The sequence below is a fragment of the Thalassospira sp. MCCC 1A03138 genome, assembly GCF_002115785.1.
GTDB lineage: Bacteria > Pseudomonadota > Alphaproteobacteria > Rhodospirillales > Thalassospiraceae > Thalassospira.
Genome location: NZ_JFJY01000001.1, coordinates 68996 through 93035 on the forward strand (window position 1 = coordinate 68996; position 24040 = coordinate 93035).

At 53.1% G+C, this 24040-nt stretch carries 21 protein-coding genes and 2 tRNA genes; 13 read left to right on the forward strand and 10 right to left on the reverse strand.

All coding sequences use genetic code 11. The annotated features are described in order from the left end of the window. Positions 1 to 235: 235 nt before the first annotated feature. Together TH468_RS00380 and TH468_RS00385 are read right to left on the reverse strand one after the other, a co-directional pair. Positions 236 to 1042: an RlmE family RNA methyltransferase gene (locus TH468_RS00380; protein ID WP_085641749.1), complete on the reverse strand. Its 807-nt coding sequence runs from the start codon at positions 1040 to 1042 to the stop codon at positions 236 to 238. A gap of 59 nt (positions 1043 to 1101) precedes the next feature. Beyond that, positions 1102 to 2280 carry a Ppx/GppA phosphatase family protein gene (locus TH468_RS00385; protein WP_246832171.1) on the reverse strand — a complete coding sequence of 393 codons (1179 nt, stop codon included), beginning with the start codon at positions 2278 to 2280 and terminating at the stop codon, positions 1102 to 1104. Positions 2281 to 2532: 252 nt separating this feature from the next. On the opposite strand from TH468_RS00385, the gene TH468_RS00390 reads away from it, so the two are divergent. The 3 genes from TH468_RS00390 to thpD all read left to right on the forward strand — a co-directional run bounded on the left by TH468_RS00390 (position 2533) and on the right by thpD (position 3908). After that, positions 2533 to 2606: transfer RNA gene (locus tag TH468_RS00390), tRNA-Gln, on the forward strand. Positions 2607 to 2688: 82 nt separating this feature from the next. Then, positions 2689 to 2762: transfer RNA gene (locus tag TH468_RS00395), tRNA-Gln, on the forward strand. Positions 2763 to 2990: 228 nt separating this feature from the next. After that, entirely contained in the window at positions 2991 to 3908 is a 918-nt protein-coding gene (gene thpD, locus TH468_RS00400; RefSeq protein WP_085642394.1) for an ectoine hydroxylase, read from the forward strand. 5 nt (positions 3909 to 3913) lie between these two features. Here the strand turns inward: thpD and TH468_RS00405 are convergent, their stop codons facing one another. Further along, positions 3914 to 4588 (reverse strand): 5-formyltetrahydrofolate cyclo-ligase, encoded by a 675-nt coding sequence (locus TH468_RS00405; protein ID WP_085641751.1) that lies wholly within the window; start codon positions 4586 to 4588, stop codon positions 3914 to 3916. Between the two features lie 132 nt (positions 4589 to 4720). Beyond that, positions 4721 to 4927, reverse strand: coding sequence for a cold-shock protein (locus TH468_RS00410; RefSeq protein ID WP_007090786.1), 207 nt, complete (start codon positions 4925 to 4927; stop codon positions 4721 to 4723). A gap of 1055 nt (positions 4928 to 5982) precedes the next feature. Here TH468_RS00410 and TH468_RS00415 point away from each other — a divergent pair. Together TH468_RS00415 and TH468_RS00420 are read left to right on the forward strand one after the other, a co-directional pair. Next, on the forward strand, positions 5983 to 7011 hold the full coding sequence (locus TH468_RS00415) for a GGDEF domain-containing protein (protein WP_085641752.1): 1029 nt from the start codon (positions 5983 to 5985) through the stop codon (positions 7009 to 7011). A gap of 171 nt (positions 7012 to 7182) precedes the next feature. Next, complete coding sequence (locus TH468_RS00420) at positions 7183 to 8217, forward strand: hypothetical protein (protein ID WP_007090784.1); 1035 nt, start codon at positions 7183 to 7185, stop codon at positions 8215 to 8217. Between the two features lie 85 nt (positions 8218 to 8302). On the opposite strand, the gene TH468_RS00425 is transcribed toward TH468_RS00420, so the two are convergent. Then, positions 8303 to 8620 carry a hypothetical protein gene (locus TH468_RS00425; RefSeq protein ID WP_007090783.1) on the reverse strand — a complete coding sequence of 106 codons (318 nt, stop codon included), beginning with the start codon at positions 8618 to 8620 and terminating at the stop codon, positions 8303 to 8305. Positions 8621 to 8704: 84 nt separating this feature from the next. Then, a complete protein-coding gene (locus TH468_RS00430; protein ID WP_085641753.1) occupies positions 8705 to 9328 on the reverse strand; it encodes a LysE family translocator in 624 nt (207 codons plus the stop codon). 628 nt (positions 9329 to 9956) lie between these two features. Between TH468_RS00430 and TH468_RS00435 the strand changes: the two genes are divergently transcribed. The 7 genes from TH468_RS00435 to rodA all read left to right on the forward strand — a co-directional run bounded on the left by TH468_RS00435 (position 9957) and on the right by rodA (position 18650). After that, on the forward strand, positions 9957 to 11507 hold the full coding sequence (locus TH468_RS00435) for a 2-isopropylmalate synthase (protein ID WP_007090781.1): 1551 nt from the start codon (positions 9957 to 9959) through the stop codon (positions 11505 to 11507). A gap of 161 nt (positions 11508 to 11668) precedes the next feature. Next, a complete protein-coding gene (locus TH468_RS00440; protein ID WP_085641754.1) occupies positions 11669 to 12571 on the forward strand; it encodes a S9 family peptidase in 903 nt (300 codons plus the stop codon). Positions 12572 to 12753: 182 nt separating this feature from the next. After that, a complete protein-coding gene (locus TH468_RS00445) occupies positions 12754 to 13794 on the forward strand; it encodes a rod shape-determining protein (protein ID WP_007090779.1) in 1041 nt (346 codons plus the stop codon). Positions 13795 to 13919: 125 nt separating this feature from the next. After that, a complete protein-coding gene (gene mreC / locus TH468_RS00450; protein WP_085641755.1) occupies positions 13920 to 14900 on the forward strand; it encodes a rod shape-determining protein MreC in 981 nt (326 codons plus the stop codon). Continuing rightward, complete coding sequence (mreD, locus tag TH468_RS00455) at positions 14897 to 15412, forward strand: rod shape-determining protein MreD (RefSeq protein WP_085641756.1); 516 nt, start codon at positions 14897 to 14899, stop codon at positions 15410 to 15412. The genes mreC and mreD overlap by 4 nt, the downstream gene beginning before the upstream one ends. Before the next feature lie 183 nt (positions 15413 to 15595). Further along, the gene (gene mrdA, locus TH468_RS00460) at positions 15596 to 17482 is read left to right on the forward strand and encodes a penicillin-binding protein 2 (RefSeq protein ID WP_139834596.1); all 1887 of its coding nucleotides are present in this window, start codon (positions 15596 to 15598) and stop codon (positions 17480 to 17482) included. Between the two features lie 4 nt (positions 17483 to 17486). Further along, positions 17487 to 18650, forward strand: a complete 1164-nt coding sequence (rodA, locus tag TH468_RS00465; RefSeq protein ID WP_085641758.1) for a rod shape-determining protein RodA — start codon at positions 17487 to 17489, stop codon at positions 18648 to 18650. Positions 18651 to 18658: 8 nt separating this feature from the next. Here the strand turns inward: rodA and TH468_RS00470 are convergent, their stop codons facing one another. From TH468_RS00470 to TH468_RS00485, 4 genes are all read right to left on the reverse strand, one after another. After that, complete coding sequence (locus TH468_RS00470) at positions 18659 to 20107, reverse strand: GGDEF domain-containing protein (RefSeq protein WP_085641759.1); 1449 nt, start codon at positions 20105 to 20107, stop codon at positions 18659 to 18661. A gap of 30 nt (positions 20108 to 20137) precedes the next feature. Then, entirely contained in the window at positions 20138 to 21283 is a 1146-nt protein-coding gene (locus tag TH468_RS00475; protein WP_085641760.1) for an ABC transporter substrate-binding protein, read from the reverse strand. 132 nt (positions 21284 to 21415) lie between these two features. Beyond that, positions 21416 to 22159, reverse strand: a complete 744-nt coding sequence (locus TH468_RS00480; protein WP_168177046.1) for a glycerophosphodiester phosphodiesterase family protein — start codon at positions 22157 to 22159, stop codon at positions 21416 to 21418. A gap of 189 nt (positions 22160 to 22348) precedes the next feature. Then, positions 22349 to 22534, reverse strand: coding sequence for a hypothetical protein (locus TH468_RS00485; protein WP_037992343.1), 186 nt, complete (start codon positions 22532 to 22534; stop codon positions 22349 to 22351). Between the two features lie 300 nt (positions 22535 to 22834). On the opposite strand from TH468_RS00485, the gene TH468_RS00490 reads away from it, so the two are divergent. After that, a complete protein-coding gene (locus TH468_RS00490; protein ID WP_085641762.1) occupies positions 22835 to 23986 on the forward strand; it encodes a Xaa-Pro peptidase family protein in 1152 nt (383 codons plus the stop codon). Positions 23987 to 24040: the final 54 nt, after the last annotated feature.

Here is a 24040-nt window from a genome sequence, read left to right on the forward strand (position 1 = left end):
TGACATAGCGAAACCCCGCCCGGGTCGCGCAATTCTGCGTCAATTTCATCCGGTGCGGAGACTATTTGCTAAACCAATGTATAGAGGATGCCAGATCGCAACTTCTTGACTTAGCGCAATCGGTTTGCGGAATATTTTCTCCTCGGCACAACCTAAACGGGATGAAACCGAATTTTTGCAAATAAAAAAGCGCGCCGATCATTTGGCGCGCTTTGGATTTTGGCTTTTCAAAGGCTTAGCTGACCGGCGACCAGCCATCGTCTTCGCGCAACTCTGCATTGGCAATGTCATCGGCGGCATTGTTCTGCCCGCGGAAGCCCGTGGCGATCAGATAGGCTTCCGGGCTTTCGGGGCGTGACGCCGGTGGTTTGGCATGTTTGGATACACGGAAGTTCTTTTTGACCCGGTTCAAAAGATCATTTTCCGTACCGCCCTTGAACACCTTGGCGATGAAAATCCCTCCCGGTGCAAGGACCTCCTCGGCAAACAGCAGGGCATGTTCGACCAGATCGATAATACGGATATGGTCGGTCTGCCGATGGCCGGTGGTTTCGGGCGACATATCGGAAATCACGGCATCAACCGGCCCGTCAAGAGCCTGCTTGATCATGTCAGGCGCCGCCGGATCAAGGAAGTCGGCCTGCAAACAGGTTGCACCGGAAAGACCTTCCCATTCCAGAATATCAAGCCCCACGACCTGACCACGTCCCTGTTTTGAACCGACCATGTCAACCGCAACCTGCGTCCAGCCGCCCGGTGCAGCGCCAAGGTCGACAATGCGCATGCCCGGACGCAGCAGATCAAACTGGTTGTTGATTTCAATCAGCTTGAAGGCCGCGCGCGACCGATAGCCAAGGCGCTTGGCTTCCTGCACGTAAGGATCGTTCAGCTGCCGGTCGAGCCAGCGGGTCGAGGAAATCTTGCGTCCCTTGGCACTTTTGACGCGCGTCCGCAGCCCGCGCCGGGCGCCGGTATCGATCGCGGCAATGGCTGAACCCTTGCGGCGGCGCGTCCCGCCTTTTCCGCTGCTATTGTCGGTCATGTTCTTTACCTGAACTGAAACGTGTTAAAGGCCAGTACGATCCGATGGCGCGACGCCGATCATGGATTGGCCGAAATATGGGACACTGTATGACGTCGCGCATCGCACGGGTCAATAGCATGACCGTCTGCGCGCATCAAATCGACCAATATTCCCTCGCGAAGGCCACGATCGGCAACTTTTAGCGTCGCCAGCGGCCAGATATCGCGAATCGCGGCAAAGATCGCCGCCCCCGCATCCATCAGTTCTGCCCGCTGGTTCCCGATGCAGGGATGGCCTTTGCGTTTGTCGGCTTCCATGCGCAGCAGCAATTCGGTAACGCGTTCCGCATCATCGAACCGCAAATCCGATCCATCGACCTTGTGACGTTCGTACCGTTCAAGGCCAAGAGCAATACCGCAGAATGTGGTCACGGTGCCCGACGTACCAACCATCTGCACCTTGCCATCGTCAAGAATGTCCGAACAGCAATTGCGGCTGGCGAAATCGCGCAGGCGGTCGCGAATTTCAGTGCGCATTGCTTCGAACCGTTCGCGGCGCTGTTCGATCCCGGCATAACGTTCGGTCAGGCACAGAACCCCGCAGGGCATCGAAAGCGTTTCAATGCACTGGGTCTGGCCCATATTGTCGACCTTGATCCAGCAGATTTCCGTGCTGCCACCACCAATGTCAAACACCACCGCATAGGGGCGCTCGTCAAGCAAGGCAGAACAGGCCTGAAGTGCCAAACGGCTTTCTTCGTCCGGATTGATGATTTTAAGTTCAATACCAGTTTCGTCAAAGACCTTCCGGACAAATTCATCGCGATTTTTGGCCGTTCGGCAGGCTTCTGTCGCCACCGCATGCAGTTTTGCACCGGGATGCTTGCGCAGTTTTTTCGAACAGACCTTTAACGCGTCAATCGCACGATCCATTGCCGCCTGACAAAGATAACCTTTTTCACGCACACCTTCGCCAAGACGCACAACGCGCGAAAACGCATCAATCACCTTGAACCCGTCTTTGCAAGGGCGCGCGACCAGCAGACGGCAATTCGAACTGCCCAGATCAATCGCGGCATAAAGCGGGGGATGACTGGTCGTGGGGGGCAGCGGGCGATCCACAACAAGGCTGTCGGCAGGCAAACTCGATGATGGCGCAACGCACGGCGCATCCATCACGGCACTTCCAGCCATGGCAGCACCGCCTTCAGGGCGGATGACCCTGTGCGTGTCGCTATGGGGAGATACCTGTTTCACCTGCTCTGATCTGCCTTGCTTGTCGGTTACAAATTCTTTGATCGCATCAACACGACAATTATATGACGTTCCTGCGAATCACACATATGAGTTTACCGACAATGTTGCACAAGGCAAATCCCGTATGCATTTAACTCATGGAGCAGCGACTTCACCCCCGTGCCCAAAGACGTAACGGGCAAAAAAGGTCTTGCCAAAGTGCCATCGGTTTAATAAATAGCGGCCCACGCCACACGGCGTTCAAGGCTCTGTTGGGGAATAGGTTAACGGTAGACCTACGGACTCTGACTCCGTCAGTCCTGGTTCGAATCCAGGTTCCCCAGCCAGCCTTTGCTTACTTTGCAAGCTTTGGTGAGGTTCGCTCGTACAAATATGTACCGAACAGTAAACCGCACCAAAAACCCCTGCTGGGGAATAGGTTAATGGTAGACCCGCGGACTCTGACTCCGCTAGTCCTGGTTCGAGTCCAGGTTCCCCAGCCATCTTTCTGATCTGCATATCCCGAACCACAATTTTTTTTGCCGCACAAGGCTATGATTGTCTTATGTGGTGCAACAGTTCTTTTCCTGTCAGGCAGGAAAACCGGGAACGCAGAGAAAAGATATTCCACGCTTTTTTGGAACCTGTCGCCCATGTGGCACGTTGGGGCTATCACGATCTGTGACAAATCACAGGCAACGAATGCACATTTGGCAACAAAGGAGCATGAGATGCTTACCGATATGTACCGATCCCGAAGCGCTTCCCATCCAACCGTCATCGATCGTGTTGATCCGGTAATCTGGTCCGATCATGGCCATTGCCCGATGATCACGGCCGAGGATGAGAAGTTTTATGAAAAGAACGGCTTTCTGTTTCTGAAAAATGTTTTCAGCGATGGCGAAATCGCCAAGCTCCGCCGCGAGACCGGGCTGGTCGAAAATTCCGACCCGACCGACGAAGAGGTCATTTCGGAACCGGGCAGCGATGAAGTGCGCAGCGTTTTCCGCGTCCATGATAAAAGTGACGTGTTCGAGCGCCTGATATCCGATGACCGGCTGGTTGCGATTGCCGAACATTTCCTTGATGACGATGTTTACATTCATCAATCACGGGTCAATTTCAAACCTGCCTTCAAGGGCAAGGAATTCTTCTGGCATTCGGATTTTGAAACCTGGCACACCGAAGACGGCATGCCCCGCATGCGTGCCCTTTCGATGTCGATCACTTTGACGGATAACTCGGCCCATAATGGCCCGTTAATGTTGATCCCGGGATCGCATAAAAAGTTCATTTCCTGCGTCGGAGAAACTCCCGATCAGAACTACAAAAACTCGCTCAAGATACAGAAAATCGGCACTCCTGATCAGAAAAACCTCTCGGAAATGGTTGATGAGTGCGGGATTGTCGCACCTGTCGGCCCCGCCGGATCGATTCTGATTTTCGACTGTAATACGCTGCACGGGTCGGGCAACAACATCACCCCCTACCCGCGGTCGAACCTGTTTTTCGTTTATAATGCGATGTCAAACAGGTTGGTTGCGCCGTTTGGCGGCACGAAGCCACGCCCGAACTTTCTGGCAACGCGCAAAGACAAAGATATTGTTCCGGTTCGGACCGGCCGCCACAAAATCAGGGCCGCCGAATAACCCGATCAGGATGACAGGAAACAGGGCGGCGATGATCCTTCCGCCCTGTTGATATCGCTGGTGGCCTTTTCGCTCACTGGCCGCATGCCCGCCTCGGTCAGAATGATATCGACCGGAATGTCATATTCGTGCGGAAAGATGTCAGCGATGCGCGTCGCTTCAAATCCGACACCGATGACAAGAGGACGAACGACCATTGCGGCAAGTGTTCGATCAAAAAAACCGCCGCCATATCCCAAACGATAACCATGGCCATCGAACCCGACCAATGGCGCGATCATGACATGGACGGGCACGACCGCCGTTCCAACCGGCTCAGGAATTCGGGCAAAGCCAGGCGCCATTTCTGTTTGCGGTGCCCAATCATGAAACACCATTGGCTGATCCTTGCCCGGTACGATTGGCAAGGCGGCCTTTCCACCGCGATCAATATGATCGGAGACCACACCACACAGGTCGACTTCATTCTGTATCGGCCAGTAAAAGCCGATTGTGGCGTTGGGGCGCACGGCAAGGATATCGGCAAGTCCCATGCAAACGGCAGCTGATCGTTCCGCGTAAATCGCCGGATCCATTTGACTCCGCCACGCCAGAAGTTGCTTGCGCACCGCCTTTCGCCACCCGGATATCGCAATATCGTCGGTCTTTTCAGGTGGGGCGGGCAAAATGATCCGGGTCATGGGGCTTAACCTGATGGCGATTAGAGAAACAGGTGCGATAGCAATCCTATCGTAAAAAGGTCCTGAAACGAATAACGCGCCGGAGACCGGCGCGTTAACGGTTGTCAGCAAAAGCTGCAATCCAAAATCAAATTACATGATGGAGAGTTCTTCTGCCGACATGCGGCCGTTACGACCTTCAATCAGCTCGAATTGAACCTTCTGACCCTCATCAAGTCCCTGCAAACCAGCGCGCTGAACAGCGGTGATGTGCACGAATGCATCTTTGCCGCCTTCGTCCGGGGTGATGAAGCCATAACCCTTGGTCGCATTGAACCACTTAACCGTTCCGGTAGCCATATCCGTAGTCGTCCTTAGTTTTGGTAATCGCATTTCCCAAGCGCGGAAAATGCTTAAGTTACGTCCCTGCAATACGCCTTTGAACCAGCGTCAGAACCCTCAACCAGAAGGCAACAACACAGACCAAAGATGCACTGCATCGTTTCAACATTTACGCGAATTTGGACCTTCACGCAACGAATTCGTGTTTGAAGTTCTTTATTCAACGCTGATGGTTAGCCGGTATTTTGCGAATATTGCTTGCTGATCGACGTTCAACTTTCAGCACAACCTGATCGCGCCGGGGGCACATTGATTTCGAACGAATTTCAATTTTGACCTGCCTTGTCGTGACAAGCTACCGTCTGGCAACCTGATCAAGATCAGTGAACCCGGCCAAAACGCTTGGATTTCACTTGTCTCAAGACGGAAGCAGCATCATTCGAACCACATTTTTCCGACAGCAGATAAGTCACCATCCCCATTCAGCCCCCCACGCAAGAAGACAGGCCGGATCAATCTGGCCATACCGGATTTAACAAGCAACAGAGCGGACCATCCGTTGCATCAGGCGCGACAGACAAATGTGAACATTTTCACAAAACTGAACATATAAAGACTGTTTTTCAATGCTCCGACATATGTCAGAAATCATTTTATTGCGCCGAGTCCCTAGATAGTTTTCCAAAACCAAACGGACAGGCCAAAAGCGAATCACATGGTACTTGCCACGGCTCCATACGAAGTGCCACCCGCAAATACAAGGTACTTTCCCCGAACAACAAAACCGGGAATATAAAACATCAATATTCAATCAAAAGAACCAACCACCTGTAGCCGTTAGGATTTCTGGCGTCCCTGTCCGTTCGTATTTCGAATGTTCGATTTTGTCATAATTGTTGACGCGGTTTCTCGTGACAAGCAGAGGCAATTCGGTTGAAGATAGAAATAAATGTGTAAAAAGCAGCACGCAGTCACAACATATAAAAAACGAGCAAACCGGATAATTCCGGACGGATTGGGACATAAGCAGTTGGTAAAAAGGTTAAGCCGAAGACCGGATCGGAAAACATAAATTGACTGCCACGACAAAGATCGCCAATCCACGCGACATTGCGCACAATGTCATGACGCTGATCGCCGAGTTGAATCTGCAGCCCACGCCGCAGGTTTATCACGTATTTTACAGCTATCTGACTGATGAGATTCCCGAACTGAGCCAACTGATCAAGGTATTGATCCGCAACACCCAGGAACTGGATGAAGAGACCGTTTTCCGGATTTACCACAAATTCCTCGGGACACATGCCCTGCAACAGCGACTGAATATGGGGGTCGAAGGATTGCAGGCTGCGGTCGAACGGGTAGAAGAAGCTGTTCACAGCGTCCTTCGTGAAACCGAAGGCTTCTGCGAGCATCTGGACAATGCATCCGATCAGTTAAGCTCGGACGATATTACGCTTGAAGTCGCGCGCGATGTTACCCGCGAACTTTCAAGTGCCACCCGAGATGCCCATGGTCGTTACAGTGAATTCAACGGTTGCCTTGACGAGTACCACAATGAAGTTCGCCGGGTTCGCAGCGAACTGGAACTGGTGCGCCGTGATGCATTGACCGATACCCTGACCGGGATCGCCAACCGTAAGAATTTTGATGCATCGCTTCGTGATGCGGTAACGACAACGATGGAAACCGGCGCCCCGTTAAGCCTTTTGATGATCGATATCGATCATTTCAAAAACTTCAATGACAATCACGGCCATCGTGCCGGGGACGGGGTTTTGAAGGCTGTTGCAAGGGTTCTGGTCAATTCGACCAAAGGGGCGGATACCGTTGCGCGTTATGGTGGCGAAGAATTTGCCGTGATCCTGCCCGACACGACATTGGAAAACGCCACGAAACTTGCCAACAAATTGCGAGACAATGTTTCAGGTCAAAGAATTATCAATAAGAAAACAGGCAAGGATTTCGGTAAGTTAACCGTTTCAATCGGCTTGACGTCTTATAAGCTTGGCGAGAATATACTGGAGTTTGTTGACCGTGCTGACGGCGCGCTTTATCAAGCCAAACAGGAAGGCAGAAATACCTGCATTATGATAATGTGACATATCTGTCAGGTTGAGACTGGAAACATCGATACGTTCTCCCAACCTTATCGGTATGAGAATATGGACACTACCAGTCCCGGGGGCTGCTGCAATAAACTGACTGTCAGCCCTATCGCAGGAGCTGACGATAAATCAGACCAGCAGTGCCAATCCGGGCGGAGCAAATAAATGAACAAACCGACGCGCGAACGGAAACTTGATCTTGAACACAAGGTCTTTAAATCGTTCGAGGAATGCCATTTCCAAAAGTCTGACCTTTCGGACGAGGCTCTTTTTGTGCTGAAAATGGCCGAAGGATCGGTTGTATCCCTGCCCCTTAAGGCGGTTTGCAAGGAATTCGGGATAGACCCGGATTCAAATGATGGTGAACTGATCGGCCTTGTCGACAAGTCACTGGATTTCGTCAATGTGCTGCGCCCCGGCGATGATTTGCCGCTCGAAGTTCTGACGGGCGAGGCGTCGTGGGATGTCGATGAAGATCACCGTGCGATCGCCTATAACCGTCTGACCATGCAGCTTGTCACCTGGATGTCCGGGAATGAAGAACTGATCACTGATCCCGAACAGCTGATGCAGATCGCCGAGGACCCCGGCACCAAGAAAAAGATCAATCAGGCATTCGACGAAGTCGCCGATAAACTCAATATCGGCCGCGAAAACCGCGAGGAAGTCGTCAATCTGGTTCATCAGGTCGCCGAGGAACTTTCTTATGTCGAAACGCTGCGCGACAAGTACCGCAATGTGAAAAAGATCGACACGAAGCTGCAGGAACTGCGCCGTATCTATGCACATGAAAAGGGCGTTCTGGAAACGGTCACACAGGTCATTCGCCTGATTGATGATGCGATGAAAAAGTTTGAAACCAGCTTTGACGAGATTGACGCCAATACCGGCGAAATCATGTCAGTCCTGCGTAACTTCACGACCCAGCGCCAGTATATCCGCAACAAGCGCGATGATCTGTATCGCCGTCTGCGGGCATGGGAACCGCTTTTTGAACGCTGGGATACGATGGCACTGGAACGGGGCGCACCGGCGGTGCGTCTGGTCCGCGATACATATCAGTTCCTTGCCCCACGTTTCATGAAGGTCAAGGAATGGCTGATGATGACAAAGGTGCAGGACGGGATTGCCGCAGGCCAAAGCTTCAAGAACGAAGACGAACGCATGGGCGCTCTCAAAGGCAAGATGATGCAGTGGTAACACTGATCCGACCTTGATCGCCCTGCCCTCAATTGCAAAAGCGCAGCCAATGCCGCGCTTTTTCTTTTGGGCGTTAAAGTCGTCCCTATTGCTTCATGATCTTTAGCGCGACATGCCCATCAATCATGGTAATCGACTTTTTCGACGATGCCGGTACCGGCACGCGCACATCAATGCAATAGGCAATCAGGGCTGCCGCCAGTTCTGCACCTGCTGCCGGGACAATTATCGGATCACCATGATCGGCAATGATATTGAGCCGTGCGGCAATTTCAGGAGATTTTTCAATTTCGAGCCTCCCGATCTGACCGGGCGGCAACGGCTTTCCGGTGCGGCGGCGATATCCGACCAGCGCCTTGATCAGCTCGCTTTCCTCGAAAATGATGCAGCGCAATTCGCGCATAATGGCTCTTCCTGCAAATAAACTTATACAACGATATAAGGCAGGATAATCCGATTTAAAGAGGTTTTACAAACAAATAGGCCCCTAACTTGACGCCAGCCAGATTCCGACCGCGATCATCAGCGTCCCGGCGATCCGATTAAGGATACGGACATTGCCGCTTTTTTCCAGAAAGTGTCGCAACGACCGGCCGCCCGAAGCATAAAGCGTCATGCAAATCAGTTCTGTCACCAGAATGATTGCCACCAGCACGGAAAGCTGCGGCGCTATAGCATGTTCAAGGCTGATAAAGGGCGGCAATAAAGCCACCATAAACGCCCAGCCCTTCGGATTGGCAATTGCCGTCACAAACCCCTGAGAAGCAAGCGCAAATGGGGTCGCGGGGCGGGAGGCGTCAATTTCAGCGTTAAATGCCATGCGTCCGCGCGAACGCCACATCTGGATACCCAGCCACGCCAGATAGGCACCACCCACATATTTGAAAACAGCAAAGACCGCCGGATATTCCAGCATCACCGTTGCAACACCAAGGGCCGAGGCCACCACGACAATCCCAACGCCCACAAGTTCGCCCATCATCATCCAGACGGTACGGCGCACGCCAATCGTCATTCCCATTGTCAGCGCAAGGGTCATGCACATGCCCGGCGTGATCGAGACAAAGAAGGCCGTCGGGATAAAGGCCCCGATCAAAGACAGGCTTACCATCGTGTATATCCGTAAGTTGGTGGCGGCACTTGATACGAAACGTTATCGGAAAATTTTCTGGGGCATTTCGCATCGATACAGCAACAGATAACCAAGAATCTGAACACTTCAAGTGCAATCTTTGGCTTGGGTGGTTTGTCATTCTCGTATTTGATCAATGTAGCTCTATCCTATGCTGCACGCCGCCATATGGGCCTGCGACAATACCGTCGCGCTAATTTCCACCCTTAAAAGCGCATCAAAGATACAAAAATTACTTGACCTTGGCGGGCCGTCCGATGAAATTGGGTGCGTCGCCAGCACAGCCTGGCACTTCGATACCATTTGATGAAGACCGATGACCGCAGACATTTGCAACATTCCTGCAATTGCCGATCGCACCGAAGCCGATGCTTCGGGTGCCTTTGTGCTGTCTGCTCTAAACCTAATTCTCGGTCTTCTTGGTCTCGCAGCGCTCGGGTCGCTACGACTTACCCGCCCCTGAGCGTACGAAGACGGTTCGGATTACCAAATAGGTCAATCCATTTACCGCAGCTCAGGGGAACAAGTCGCGCCACAAGGCCCGCACTCTTTCCAAATTGACGTTTCAAATTTCGGGCAAAGTCCCGCTTGATCAGGAATTACGGTAATGGCTAGTGCTAACGACAATCGCGTCATCATTTTTGACACCACCCTGCGTGACGGCGAACAGTCCCCGGGTGCATCAATGACGCTCGATGAAAAACTGCGTGTGGCACACGCATTGGCAGAAATGAAAGTCGACATCATTGAGGCAGGCTTTGCCATCGCATCGAATGGCGACTTCCGGTCAGTCAATGAAATCGCCAAACAAATCAAGGGCCCGACCATCTGTTCGCTGGCCCGTGCGGCCAAAGGCGACATCGAACGGGCTGCCGAAGCACTGGAACCGGCAGAAAACAAACGCATCCACACCTTCATTTCCACAAGCCCCCTGCATATGAAATTCAAATTGCAGATGGAACCGGAACGCGTTCTGGAAAAGGTGATTGAAAGTGTCACACTGGCACGCAAATTTACCGACGACGTTGAATGGTCGGCCGAGGACGGATCGCGCACCGAGCATGACTTCCTGTGCCGTTGCGTTGAAGCCGCGATTGATGCCGGTGCGACCACCATCAACATCCCCGATACGGTTGGCTACACCACCCCTACCGAATATGCCGATCTGATGACCATGCTGTTTAACCGTGTGCCGAATATCGACAAGGCCATCCTGTCGGTTCACTGCCACAACGATCTGGGTATGGCGGTTGCGAACTCGCTGGCGGCTGTCCATGCTGGTGCCCGCCAGATCGAATGCACGATCAACGGTCTGGGCGAACGCGCTGGCAACGCGGCACTGGAAGAAATCGTCATGGCGCTGAAAACGCGCAACGATGCCTTCCCGTATGAAACCGGGATCGATTCAACCAAAATCATGAACGCATCACGTCTGGTGTCGGCTGTGTCGGGCTTCGTCGTACAACCGAACAAGGCGATTGTCGGCGCAAACGCCTTCGCCCATGAAAGCGGTATTCATCAGGACGGCTTCCTGAAGAATTCCGAAACCTATGAAATCATGAAACCGGAAAGCATCGGCCTGAACAAATCAAGTCTGGTGATGGGCAAGCATTCCGGCCGTCATGCCTTCAAGGAAAAGCTCAAGGAACTGGGCTTTGCCGAACTGGGCGACAATGCCATCGAAGACGCGTTCGCCCGCTTCAAGGAACTGGCAGACAAGAAGAAAGAAGTCTATGACGACGACATCGTCGCACTGGTCGATGATGGCATGCGTGATAACGAACATATCAAGTTCGTGTCGCTGGCTGTCACCTGTGGCTCCAAAGGTCCACAGACCGCCGAACTGGAACTGAATGTGAATGGGGAAACCCGCACTGCCAAAACCACCGGCGATGGCCCGATTGATGCAACCTTCAACGCCATAAAGGCAATCTATCCACATGACTGGAAGCTGAAACTCTATCAGGTTCATGCTGTCACCGAAGGCACGGACGCACAGGGTACGGTTACCGTCAAACTGGATGGTGAAGACCGTACCGTGGTTGGCAATGCATCGGATACCGACACCGTTGTCGCATCCTGCGTGGCCTATGTCACCGCTGTTAACAAGCTGATCGAGAAAAGCCAGAAAACGGCACCGGACGCCATGGCTTCCTGATCAGGCATTCTGCATTTTGAGAATAAAGGGGTGGTATTTGCCGCCCCTTTTTCCGTTTCAGGGCTGGTTTCCGTCAGACCCCCGCTGTTTAGCAGGCATGATTGCTGTGAACCCGCGCATTCTGTGATACATTATGCGTCTTGAACGAAGGGGCCAGAGCCATGACCGTACAGCCTGTTCTTCAGTTTCATCACCGATCTGTTGCCATTACGGTATTGGTGTTTTGTGCAGTCGTGATTGTCGCTATGACGCCACACGCAAAAGCCGCTGCGATCAATGATGTGCAGAAAATCGACATACCATCTCAACCTTATCCGATAAGCGGACTGCGGCAGCGTTTGATTGACGCGGGAAAAGCCATTCCCGAAGTCGACAGCAGCCTGCAATTCGATATTCCAGGCCTCTATTACCCGCCAATGGACGGACATACCAAAACCGCTGCGGTGATTGTTGTCCCCGATTGTGATGATCGCTTTCCGGAAGACTGGATTGACGCCCTACATGATGCAGGCCTTGCCGTTCTTCGCATATCGCCCGGAAAAGCCCACCCTTCGCAAAGCTATTGCACGGCCGGAACACTTGATAATCCGAAGCATGGGGTTACCTACTGGGCCTTTGATGCCCTAAGCGCGCTTGATTTTCTGGCAGGGCAAAACGGCATCGACCCGGACCGGATTGCGATTTTCGGTTACGGATATGGTGCCGCCGCCGCACAATTTGCAATCTATCGACATGGTCACGCCAAACGATTTGATCACCATTTCGTCTCGATGGTGGGACTGCGTGCCCAATGCATGTCGGAAATGGATAATTTCGTTCCCGCATTGCTGGTGACGGTAAAGGGGGATCGGCTTAACCCACCGGCATGGTGCCAGTGGCGGATGGACCGGGACCTGCGCGCAGATCGCGAACCGGTAATGTTTGAGATGCTTCAAAGTGATGAAACACCTGAAAAACAAGCGACTCGCAAATTTCTGAAAGTAGAAACCGAACCACAGACAACTGCCCTGATCATGGATTTCTTGCGTAAAACTGGAATAATTCTCAAGGGCGATAAACCTTGAATGAAAACGCCAACACCATATGGCGGATCATCTTTTTGCATCTTATTTCAAGTCTTGTGACCCGTCTTAATTATTCCTCAATTCCCTGAGCAGATTATTCGTGCATCGACTGGCGCGTTACGCTATCAAAGCCGGTACATTCGTATTCAAGATTTTACTATTAACCGGGGCATAGGGCAGGAATGTTTTCCAAGCTTCTTGGGGTTTTATCCTCCGACATGGCGGTGGATTTGGGCACCGCCAACACACTGGTTTACGTCAAAGGGCGTGGCATCGTCCTTAACGAACCATCCGTGGTAGCCATCACCGACGAAAAAGGCAAGAAACAGGTACTTGCCGTCGGGGAAGAAGCTAAGCAGATGCTCGGGCGTACGCCCGGTTACATTCAGGCCATTCGCCCGCTGCGCGATGGCGTGATTGCCGAATTCCACATCGCCGAAGAGATGATCAAACACTTTATCCGTAAAGTGCATGGCCGTCGCAACTTCGCAAGCCCGGAAGTCATCATTTGCGTTCCGTCTGGCTCGACCGCCGTTGAACGCCGTGCCATTCAGGAAAGTGCTGAAAGTGCCGGCGCCCGCAAGGTCTGGCTGATTGACGAACCGATGGCAGCCGCCATTGGCGCCGGTCTTCCAGTCACCGAGCCAACCGGCTCCATGGTTGTCGACATCGGCGGTGGCACCACCGAGGTCGCGGTCCTGTCGCTTGGCGGTATCGTTTATGCCCGTTCGGTGCGTGTTGGTGGCGACAAAATGGATGAGGCGATCATCGCCTATATCCGTCGCACCCATAACCTGCTGGTTGGTGAAAGCACTGCAGAACGCATCAAGAAAGAAATCGGTTCGGCCTGCGCACCGGACGATGGTGATGGTGCAACGGTTGAAATCCGTGGCCGTGATCTGATGAATGGCGTTCCGAAGGAACTGATCATTTCCGAACGCCAGATCGCAGAAAGCCTTGCAGAACCTGTTTCGGCAATCATCGAGGCGGTGAAAGTCGCACTTGAGCAGACCCCGCCGGAACTGGCAGCCGACATCGTCGACAAGGGTATCGTTCTGACCGGTGGCGGCGCAATGCTTGGCAATCTGGACTATGTCCTGCGCCATGCAACCGGCCTTCCGGTTTCGATTGCCGATGACCCCCTGTCCTGCGTTGCGCTTGGTACGGGGCGTGCACTCGAAGAAAAGAAGATGCTTCGAAACGTGTTGCACACCGCCTACTAAGGCGAAATGGCAAAAAACATCTCACCGGGTCATGTCCTGACTGGACGCGACTCGGTGATTTCGTTAAGGTTGAATATCCCACGGGGATTTCGGGACAACTTTTCTGATCTAATGCGGGGAATATAGTGGCTCAGCATGGCGGTCCGCAGCAGCGTATCTTTTCGCCGTTACGTACGGCGCTTCACCGCTTCGCCTTCATCCTTCTGATCGTTTCGGCGTTTGGCCTTATGCTTCTGGGCAAGGCTGATACCGTTCTGATCGAAAGAATACGAGCTGCTTCGGCCGATCTTGTATCCCCGATCATGAATGTTGTTTCCCGTCCCGCCGCCAGCATCAACGAGCTGACGGAACAGGCGACCAATATCTTCAATCTCTATGAACAGAACGAACGCCTGCGTCGCGAAAACCGCGAATTGCTGGCGTGGCAGCAGGTTGCCCGTAATCTGGCGCATGAAAATGCCCGCCTGCGCGACCTTGCCGATTATACAAGCCCGCCGCCATTGCGCCTTGTCACCACCCGCGTGATTGCCGATATGGGCGGTGCCTATGCACACAGCCTGATGGTATCGGCCGGTTCGCGCGATGGCGTGATCAAAGGACAGGCAGTTATGTCCGACGAAGGGCTTGTCGGACGTGTTGCCGAAGCAGGCTATCAGGCTTCACGCGTTCTGTTGATTACAGACATCAATTCACGCGTCCCGGTGATTGTTGAAAATTCGCGTGACCGTGCGTTTCTGTCGGGCGACAACACAGACCGCCCGCTTTTGACCTTCCTGACTGCGGATGCGGCGGTTGCGCCGGGCGATCGCATTCTGACATCCGGTCATGGTGGTGCCTTCCCGCCTGGCATTCCGGTTGGTGTCGTTTCATCCGTTTCGGAAAATGCTGTGCGTGTCGCGCCACTGTTCCGCCGCCACCAACTTGAATATCTGCGCGTCGCGGATTATGGCCTGCAAGGCATCCTGAGCGATCAGGTCATGCGCCGTGATCAGCAGAATGATGGCGTTATCCCCAACGGGGTTGGCATCGTACCCAATGACGGGAACGATGCAGCAGCAAATATGCCAACGGTCGGCCCCGCACAGCCAACGGATCGACTTCCGTGAAGCCCGGTGTCTGGCACAGGCTGGATGTCATTGCGCGAGGCTTATTTCCGGCATTCAGCGTTTTCATTCTGTTGCTGTTTAATCTGCTGCCGATCAGCGTGCCATTGCTCAGCACCGCATCACCTGCATTGCCTTTGATGGCTGTATTCTACTGGTCGGTGAACCGCCCGGATTTGCTAACCGCGCTGACGGCATTCTTTCTTGGACTGTTGCAGGATTTGCTGACAGGCCTGCCCCTTGGTGTCAGCTCGCTGGTCTTGCTGCTCGTGCAGACCGGATCTGCAAGCCAGGGTCGTTTTTTCCATAACAAGCCGTTCAGCGTAATGTGGTGGGGCTTTGCATTGGTCGCGATCCCGGCACTGCTGGTTCAGTGGCTTTTGAGTTCGGCATTAATCGGGGCCTTCTTGCCGATCAAGTCGACATTGATTAGCTATGTACTGACTGCGGCACTTTTCCCGCTTGTTGCATGGGTTCTGGCACGGGCGCAAAATACGCTTCTGCGCCATATCTAGAACAGCACCAGCTGGATCAATATTGATGTTTTGGCAATAGCTACCGGCTATGCTTGAAAGACAGTTTTCAACATGCACCGCACAGGATAAAACGGGCACGCAAGTTTCCGGAATTCCGGCGGGGCACTCCGACCAGCAGGTTTGACGACGCCGATGTGGCACCGTGACTCAGACAGATATCGCATGTTTACCCGCCGCGCCCTGATGCTCGGCGCGGGGCAGGGTATATTGCTGACCGGTCTTGCCGCACGCATGTACTATCTGCAGGTAATGGAAAGCGACCGTTACCGGGTGCTTGCCGATGAAAACCGGATATCCCATCGCCTTTTGCCGCCACCGCGCGGCCTGATTACCGACCGTTTTGGTGCTCCGGTCGCGGTAAACCGGCAGAACTATCACATCATGATCGTTCGCGAACAGGCACAGGATGTTCGGCGTACCCTTGAAATACTCGGTCAGATCATCGAGCTTGGCCCCGACACGATTGAACGGGTTGAACGTGACGTCGCGCGCAGACGATCCTTTGTCCCGGTTACGGTCCGCGACAATTTAACTTGGGAAGAAGTTGCACGCGTCGGCGTTAATGCCCCGGACCTACCCGGCCTGATCATTGATGCCGGTCGTTCGCGCGATTATCCCGAAGGTCCTCATCTGGCGCATACTTTGGGCTATGTGGCGGCCGTGTCGGAAAAAGAACTGACCGGCGATCCATTGCTTGAACTGCCCGGGTTCCGGATTGGCAAAAGCGGGATCGAGAAAGTTTACGATCTGGCACTTCGCGGCAGTGCCGGCACCAGCCAAGTCGAAGTCAATGCACTTGGCCGTGTCATCCGCGAACTTGACCGCGAAGAAGGCGACAGTGGCAACACGGTTGTCATGACCCTTGATCTTGAATTGCAGCGTTACGCCAACCAGCGCCTGTCAAACAAGGAAAGCGCATCTGCCGTTGTGCTTGATATTCATAACGGCGAAGTGCTTGCGATGGCATCGCATCCGACATACGACCCGAACGCCTTTACCAACGGCATTTCGCACAAACTTTGGAACAGTCTGGTCAACAACGAATACGCACCACTGTCTAACAAGGCCGTCACCGGTACCTATGCACCGGGTTCGACATTCAAGATGTGTGTCGCCCTTGCCGGACTTGAAGCCGGTGTGGTTACAGCCAATCAGCGCTTCTTCTGCCCGGGTCATCTTGATCTTGGCAATGCACGGTTCCATTGCTGGAAACGTGGCGGGCATGGCTGGGTCGATATGCATGACTCGATGAAACATTCCTGCGATGTTTATTACTATGAAATATCGCAAAAGATCGGCATCGACCGCATCGCCGCCATGGCCAATAAACTGGGCCTTGGCGAATTGACCGGCATTGACCTGCCCAATGAACGTTCCGGCCTGATTCCGACCAAGGACTGGAAGGAAATCCAGCTCGGCAAACGCTGGCAGGGTGGTGAAACCCTGATTTCGTCAATCGGTCAGGGATACGTTCTGGCAACACCGTTGCAACTGGCGACCATGGTTGCACGCATTGCATCGGGCAAGGCTGTTAAGCCGCACCTGACACGCGATCATGTAACCGCAGAAGGCATCACCAGCCGGGCGAGTGAGGAATTCCCCGAACTTCAGGTCAACCGTGCCCATCTCGCGCGTATTCGCGACGGCATGAATGGTGTCACCAACGAATTGCGCGGCACGGCACATCGGTCGCGGATTGATATCAAGGGCATGGAGATGGCCGGAAAAACCGGCACCAGTCAGGTCCGCCGCATTACCATGCGCGAACGCCAGACCACCGGGGTTCTTGATAACGCCGATCTGCCGTGGAAATACCGTGACCATGCGCTGTTTGTTGCCTTTGCGCCGGTTGATAATCCGCGCTATGCCTGCGCGGTTGTTGTTGATCACGGCGGATCCGGTTCAGGCATCGCCGCACCGATTGCGCGTGACATTCTGATCAAGGCGCAGGAACTGAAATCCGCACGCCCGGGGATATCGGCAGCCAACATTCAATCCACCGCGCAATTGTCGCGCCCGTCACAGACAGACCGCGAAGAAGAAGGCTAGAGCGATGGCAAGCCGCAGATATCGTATCGGCGAAGATCCGGATTACGTGCCAATCGGTCGCCGTCTTTTAATGCTTAACTGGACGCTGGTATTGCTGATTTCCGCACTGTCGGGGATCGGTTTTGCCATGTTGTATTCGGCTGCCAACGGTTCGGTTGAACCATGGGCGGAACGTCAGATGATGCGTTTTGCGGTTGGTGCCCTCCTGATGATTGGCATCGCGGTTACGGATGTCCGTGTCTGGCTGAAACTTGCCTATTTTTCCTATTTCGTCGCGCTGATCCTTCTGATCGGGGTTGAAATCAAGGGGGATATTGGCATGGGGGCGCAACGCTGGATCAATCTTGGTTTCTTCCAGTTGCAACCATCCGAACTGATGAAAATCTCGCTTGTGCTGGCACTTGCGCGTTATTTCCACGGCCTGACTGTCGAAGAAGTGGGACGCATCCCGCTTTTGATACCGCCACTTTTAATGGTTCTGGCTCCTGCGGCACTGGTGCTGCGCCAGCCTGATCTGGGTACTGCCCTATTGCTGATTGCCGGTGGCGGCGTCATCTTCTGGCTTGCCGGGGTTCGGATGTGGAAATTCGCCCTGATACTTGGCGCGGTTCTGGCAATCATTCCCATAGGCTGGCAGTTTCTGCGCGATTATCAAAAGAACCGCGTTCTGACGTTCCTGAACCCTGAAAATGATCCGCTTGGCGCGGGCTATCACATTACCCAGTCAAAGATTGCCCTTGGGTCGGGCGGCCTGTTTGGCAAGGGTTATATGCTGGGATCGCAAAGCCATTTGAACTTCCTGCCGGAAAAACAGACCGACTTTATCTTTACCATGCTGGGTGAAGAGTTCGGGCTGGTTGGCGGATTGGCCTTGTTACTGCTTTATACCATGGTGATCATGTATGGTTATGTGATTGCGCTTCGGTGCCGCAACCAGTTCGGTCGCCTTGTCGCAATCGGGATCACCTCGACCTTTTTCCTGTATGTCTTCATCAACATCGCCATGGTAATGGGACTTATCCCTGTGGTCGGTGTTCCGTTGCCGCTGGTATCGTATGGCGGCACGGTGATGATGACCATTCTTGTCAGCTTTGGCCTTCTGATGAGTGTATCAATCCACCGCGATATACGGATTTCAAGACAGGGAAATGACGACGGCCGTCAATAGCCCCCAACTCAGGCGCTGATCTGATCGGCCAGATTGACAAGATCGACAGGCACACAGCGATTTCGCCCTGTTTCCTTGGCTTGATAAAGTGCGGCATCGACCAGCGAATAAAGAATGTCGGCAACGTCTGTGTTTTCGTGGGATTTCAGCAATGCAACGTTTTTGGCAACTTGCGCACCCAATTTGCCAACCGTCCCCTGTGCAGGCAGGGATATCACCCCGAAACTTGACGTGTAGCTCAAATGCTTGCCGCCGAAGGCAACAGCATCATGTTCAACCGCGCTCCGAAGACGCTCTGCAAGGACCATGGCACCTTCCGCCCCCTCCCCCGGAAGAAGAACCGCAAACTCCTCCCCGCCCAGTCGTGCGGGTAAATCGATATCGCGCAGGCTGCTTTTCAAAAGCTTTGCCAGTGATACCAGAACTGCATCACCTGCCTGATGACCATAGGTATCGTTCAACAGCTTGAACCTGTCGATATCGAGCAGGATGATGCTCATCGGCGTATCGCGGCGTTTCCAGATTGACAGGTTTTCCTCAAGACGCACCATAAAGACACGACGGTTGGCAAGACCGGTCAAAGGGTCGGTTGATGCCAGAACTTCAAGCTTGCCCATGGCTTCATTCAATTCACGCGTCCGGCTTTCAACCCGTGTTTCCAGATTGACATTGGCATCCTGCAAATCATCACGCGCGCGCTGCAGCTGCCCGATTTGCCCCCGTATCATGCCAAAAAGACCGACAGTAACCGAACTCAGCAATTGGACTTCATCGTCATGACGATAGGTTGGCGGCATTTCCAATGACCGCTTCACATCCATCGGATCGGAATTGACAATGTAATAGGCAAGCTTCACCAGCGGGCGGGAGAAAACAACATAACTTAGCGCAGCGAATACTGCAGCCATGGCGACGGCGAAAACCATGTTGGCCAAAAATGACCAAGCAGACCGGGACATGAACGCGGTTACATATACCTGTGGGTTCAGGCCAACGACCAGCGTTCCCATTGAATTATCTGACGAGTTGGCCGTTTGTTGAAGCGGGATTTCAAGTTGCTTCAAACCGCCGAACAACTTTTCCGCCCATCGCGAGGTTGGTATCTCTCCCACCGGACGTCGAACCTGATAAAGAACGTAGCCATCCTGAAGCTGAATTTTGACACTGGAAACAGACCTTTGCAGCATCATGCCGCGCGCCATGGCCTCCGCCAATGCCGCGTCCTTTTTTGTCACGGCTTCGGTTGCAACGGGAATACTACTATCGACAACGCGCTGATTGGCCTGATGATAGACACCCCCAAGCCATTGATAGTCGCTGAAAATCTGAAACGCCGTGATCGCAAGGCCAAGTAGCATTGCGGCAAACAGGGAATATTTAAGCTGCCTTGTCGCAACAGAACTGCCAAGCTTCAGTCCAGACAGGTCCTGAACGGTATCCTTTCCTGTCTTAGACACACGGCACCCTTTCCATTAAAGACAGTCCAATCAGCGCGACGGTATTGGCCAATCACGTTCCTGCGCCGAATTCAGTTCCTCGATCCTGAACCGATAGTCCCTTTGTTCCGGTTTGTTGACAAGACTGAACTGTGAAAAATCAATCTTCTCCCAGTTGCGGTCTCCAAGAACCTGCTGGTAGGTCTTGATATTGTCTCGCGTTATTGCCTGCATCCGGAAAGGCACATTGGGATTTTTCCGCAATTTTTCAATGCCTTCAAGATAGTCTTTTAACAATACTATAATCCATCCACCGGCCAGAAAATGCCCGCCATGCGTCATTGTCATTTTGCCATTGGCAACGTTTTTCAGTCCTTCGACGGACCAGTTCAAACCACCAACGAAGACATCCTTCCCCGGCACTTTTCCGGCTTCTTCAATTGCCTTGATTGCGCCCAAGGCGATACTGTCATTCGCGGCCCATACCGCATCCAGACAGCCCCCCTTGGCAAGCCATTCCGCAGTCCTGCGATAGGCTTCATCAAATGACCAATTGGCCACCAGACGACGCTGTTCACGAAGCTCGGGATATCTTTCCAGTGCGACATCAAGTCCCTTAAGCCGTTGCAGTGACGCAGGCGTCAGGCTATCGCCGGCCAGAGACAGCAGACAAAGATTTGTGCTCGCCCCATTACTGTTTGCATGTTGTGCAGCCGTAACCAAAGATTGGGCAATTTCAAATCCGGCACGCTCGTTATCGGGTACCAGCGTCGCAATCCAGAAACCAAGCTCTTTACCCGGTCGACCAAATCGCTGTTTTTGTTCATCGGTCAGATCATTGAGCAGCATAAGAACGGGAATGTTGCGTTCCTGGGCCTCAAGGATGATCCGGGTGCCTTGCTGATGTTCATTAACCGCAATGATGTAATCGGGGGGCGGGTTCATGGAAAAAACGCGATTGGCACTTTCGGCCATCTGTTTCCAGTTACGGTTGCTGTCAAAGACAGTCAGCTCAAAACCAAACTGGTCGGCTGCGGCCTGCATTGTGTCACGCACATCTTTCCAGAAACCGTGATCACCATGGCCCGGATTTATAAACGCGATACGCGGTACGGCTAAACCATCTGTCCCGCTTGCTTCGGCGCGGGATGCGACAAAAAGCAGGCATAATGCGGCAAGCCAACATCCAAGCTTCAAAGATCATTCCCCCGACACCGGTCACAAGACGTTGGCGCCGCATCAATGCGACAATCGCCTGTTTATTTTCAGTGCCGCCGCAATAACCAATATCGCGGGCAAGGTCAAATCAACTAAGCCCATACGTAAGGATCATGATGCCAGTCCCGCACCATCGAAACGCAATAAAACTTCATGCTGAACCGCTCGGAACAGAGCCGCATAGTCCAGATTGACATAGTCGACCTGCCATTCGACAAGTTTGGCGAAAAGTTCCGCATTGGGCGTATCGATGAAAATCATCGTTTCAAGACCATGGCCTTTTGCTTCCTCTATTGCTTCGCAGGTCACATTTTCCTCAAGAAACTCGAAAATATGGGCCTGTTCATGATGAATTGCTTGTTCCAGCGAACCGGCGACATGAAGCTGCACATTGCGTTTCAGATCGGGTGCAATCCGGCGCAGATCTTCGCGGATGGCGGCGGAAAAGGAACTGACAAAAACGTCATTTCCAAAAGCGAAATCATCAAGCATCTCGACAACCCTTCCCGTGTCTGCCTGCTTGATCTCGCAATAGATTTTAACCCGTTCCTTCAGTCGGCGCAGAAAATCTTCAAGCCTTGGAACCGGTTCGCCAGCGAACGCCGGGTTGAACCAGGCCCCTGCATCCAGCCGGTCAATTTCCGCGCTGGTCATTTCCGCAATGGCACCTGTGCCATCGGTCGTGCGATCAACCGTTTCGTCATGGATGACATACAGAACATCGTCCGCGGACTGATGCACATCGAACTCGATGAAATCTGCCCCGGCCGCAATAGCACTTTCAGCACTGGCAAAGGTATTTTCCGGTGCATTGAGGCTGTCGCCACGGTGATAGACAAGTTGTACTGGCTTCACGGGACCCTCCATATGGCTTGATTGGCCATAGGGAAGGTAGGTCGCAAGTCGCGCCCCCGGCAAGCATGCCAAGCCAATTTAACCTTACTGTTACGTTGCGAAACTGCTTCCGGAAGAAATCAGGCAAAATCATCACGATGCATCCCGCTATCAGCAGGGTGCCGTGAAGTCGCTGAAAAGAAACCCCGTCTAACCAATATCGCGCAACGCCCGGGCCAGTTCGTCGGTCGACATACTCGCGCGGTTCTCTATCCCGTGCTGCTTGGCAAGGTGATAAAGATCATCACGTCGCCATTTTTCATATGCCGGTTCAAACTGCCTTTCTCGCGATGACGTTGCCGGCGCATTTCCAGAAAATTTCTGATAGCTAGCCACTTTTGCCTCCTGAGGGGGATGGTCTTAAGCGGAACTGGCATCGGGCAATTTCAATGCCCTTTGTGACACTGCCATTACATTTCATGTGGGACAGAATGACAGAATGTCTACGGTTTCGAACAAAATTTACTGATTTCTTCCGGTAAAATCATGATCTGAAACGAAAATCCCGAAAGCAGCATCATACAACAATTATAATTTATCAATAAAACATCATCGGATCATATTTTTTCCTATTTCCCGTTCACGGAGTTTGCTAGCGTCGTTGGCAAATCAACAAGCACAATCAGGGAAGCCCCAATGGCATTGCATTTTGAACGCGACGAACTGGCGGCCCGCCGCGTAAGGACGGTTGCCCGTCTTGAAGCAGCAGGACTTGATGGTCTGCTGATGTTTCGTCAGGAAAGCATGTTCTATCTCACCGGATATGACACGTTCGGCTATGTCTTCTTCCAGTGCCTGTATCTGGGCGCGGACGGCCGGGTTGCCTTGATCACCCGCGCACCCGATTTGCGTCAGGCACAACACACATCGGACATCGGCGATATCCGTATCTGGGTCGATGGTCCTGATGTGAATCCCGCATTGCAACTGCGAGACATGCTGGCCGAATTTGGTTGTGGTGGCAAAAAGCTTGGCGTTGAATACGATGCCTATGGCCTGACGGCTGCCAATGGCAAAAAGCTTGAGGCCGCCCTTGACGATTTCTGCACGCTTACCGATGCATCCCGTCTGGTATCGGAACTGCGCGTTGTAAAAAGCCCGGCCGAACTGGATTATATCCGCACTGCCGCCAGCCTTGCTGATGATGCGTGGGATGCCGCCCTTGAAACCGTCCATGCTGGTGCCTTCGAAGGCGATATTCTTGCCGCCATGCAGGGTGCAATCTTCAAAGGCGGCGGCGATTACCCCGGCAATGAATTCATTATCGGCGCCGGACGCGATGCGCTGCTTTGCCGTTACTTCACCGGGCGCAAACATCTGGCTAATACGGATCAGATCACGCTGGAATGGGCGGGAGCCTATCGGCATTACCATGCCGCGATGATGCGCACCATTCCAGTCGGGAAGGCAACATCGCGCCACATTGAAATGCACAAGGTCGCAACCGAAGCCATGGTCGCCTGCCGCGATGCTCTTAAACCGGGCGAACCAATCGGCAAGGTATTCGATGCCTATGCCCGGGTTTGCGATGCAGGCGGCATGAAAGCCCACCGCCTAAACGCGTGCGGTTATTCAATGGGGACGACCTTTGCCCCGAACTGGATGGACTGGCCGATGTTTTATCATGGCAATCCGGTCATCGCGGAACCGGGCATGGTTTACTTCCTGCACATGATCCTGATGGACAGCGAAAGCGGCATCGCCATGTGTCCCGGCCATTCGGTGATTGTTACCGATACAGGCAACGAAGCCATATCGCGCCATCAACTCGACCTGATTACGCGCTGACATATGAAATAACCTTCGACAAAAAGGCCAGCTCGAATTGATGCTGGCCTTTTT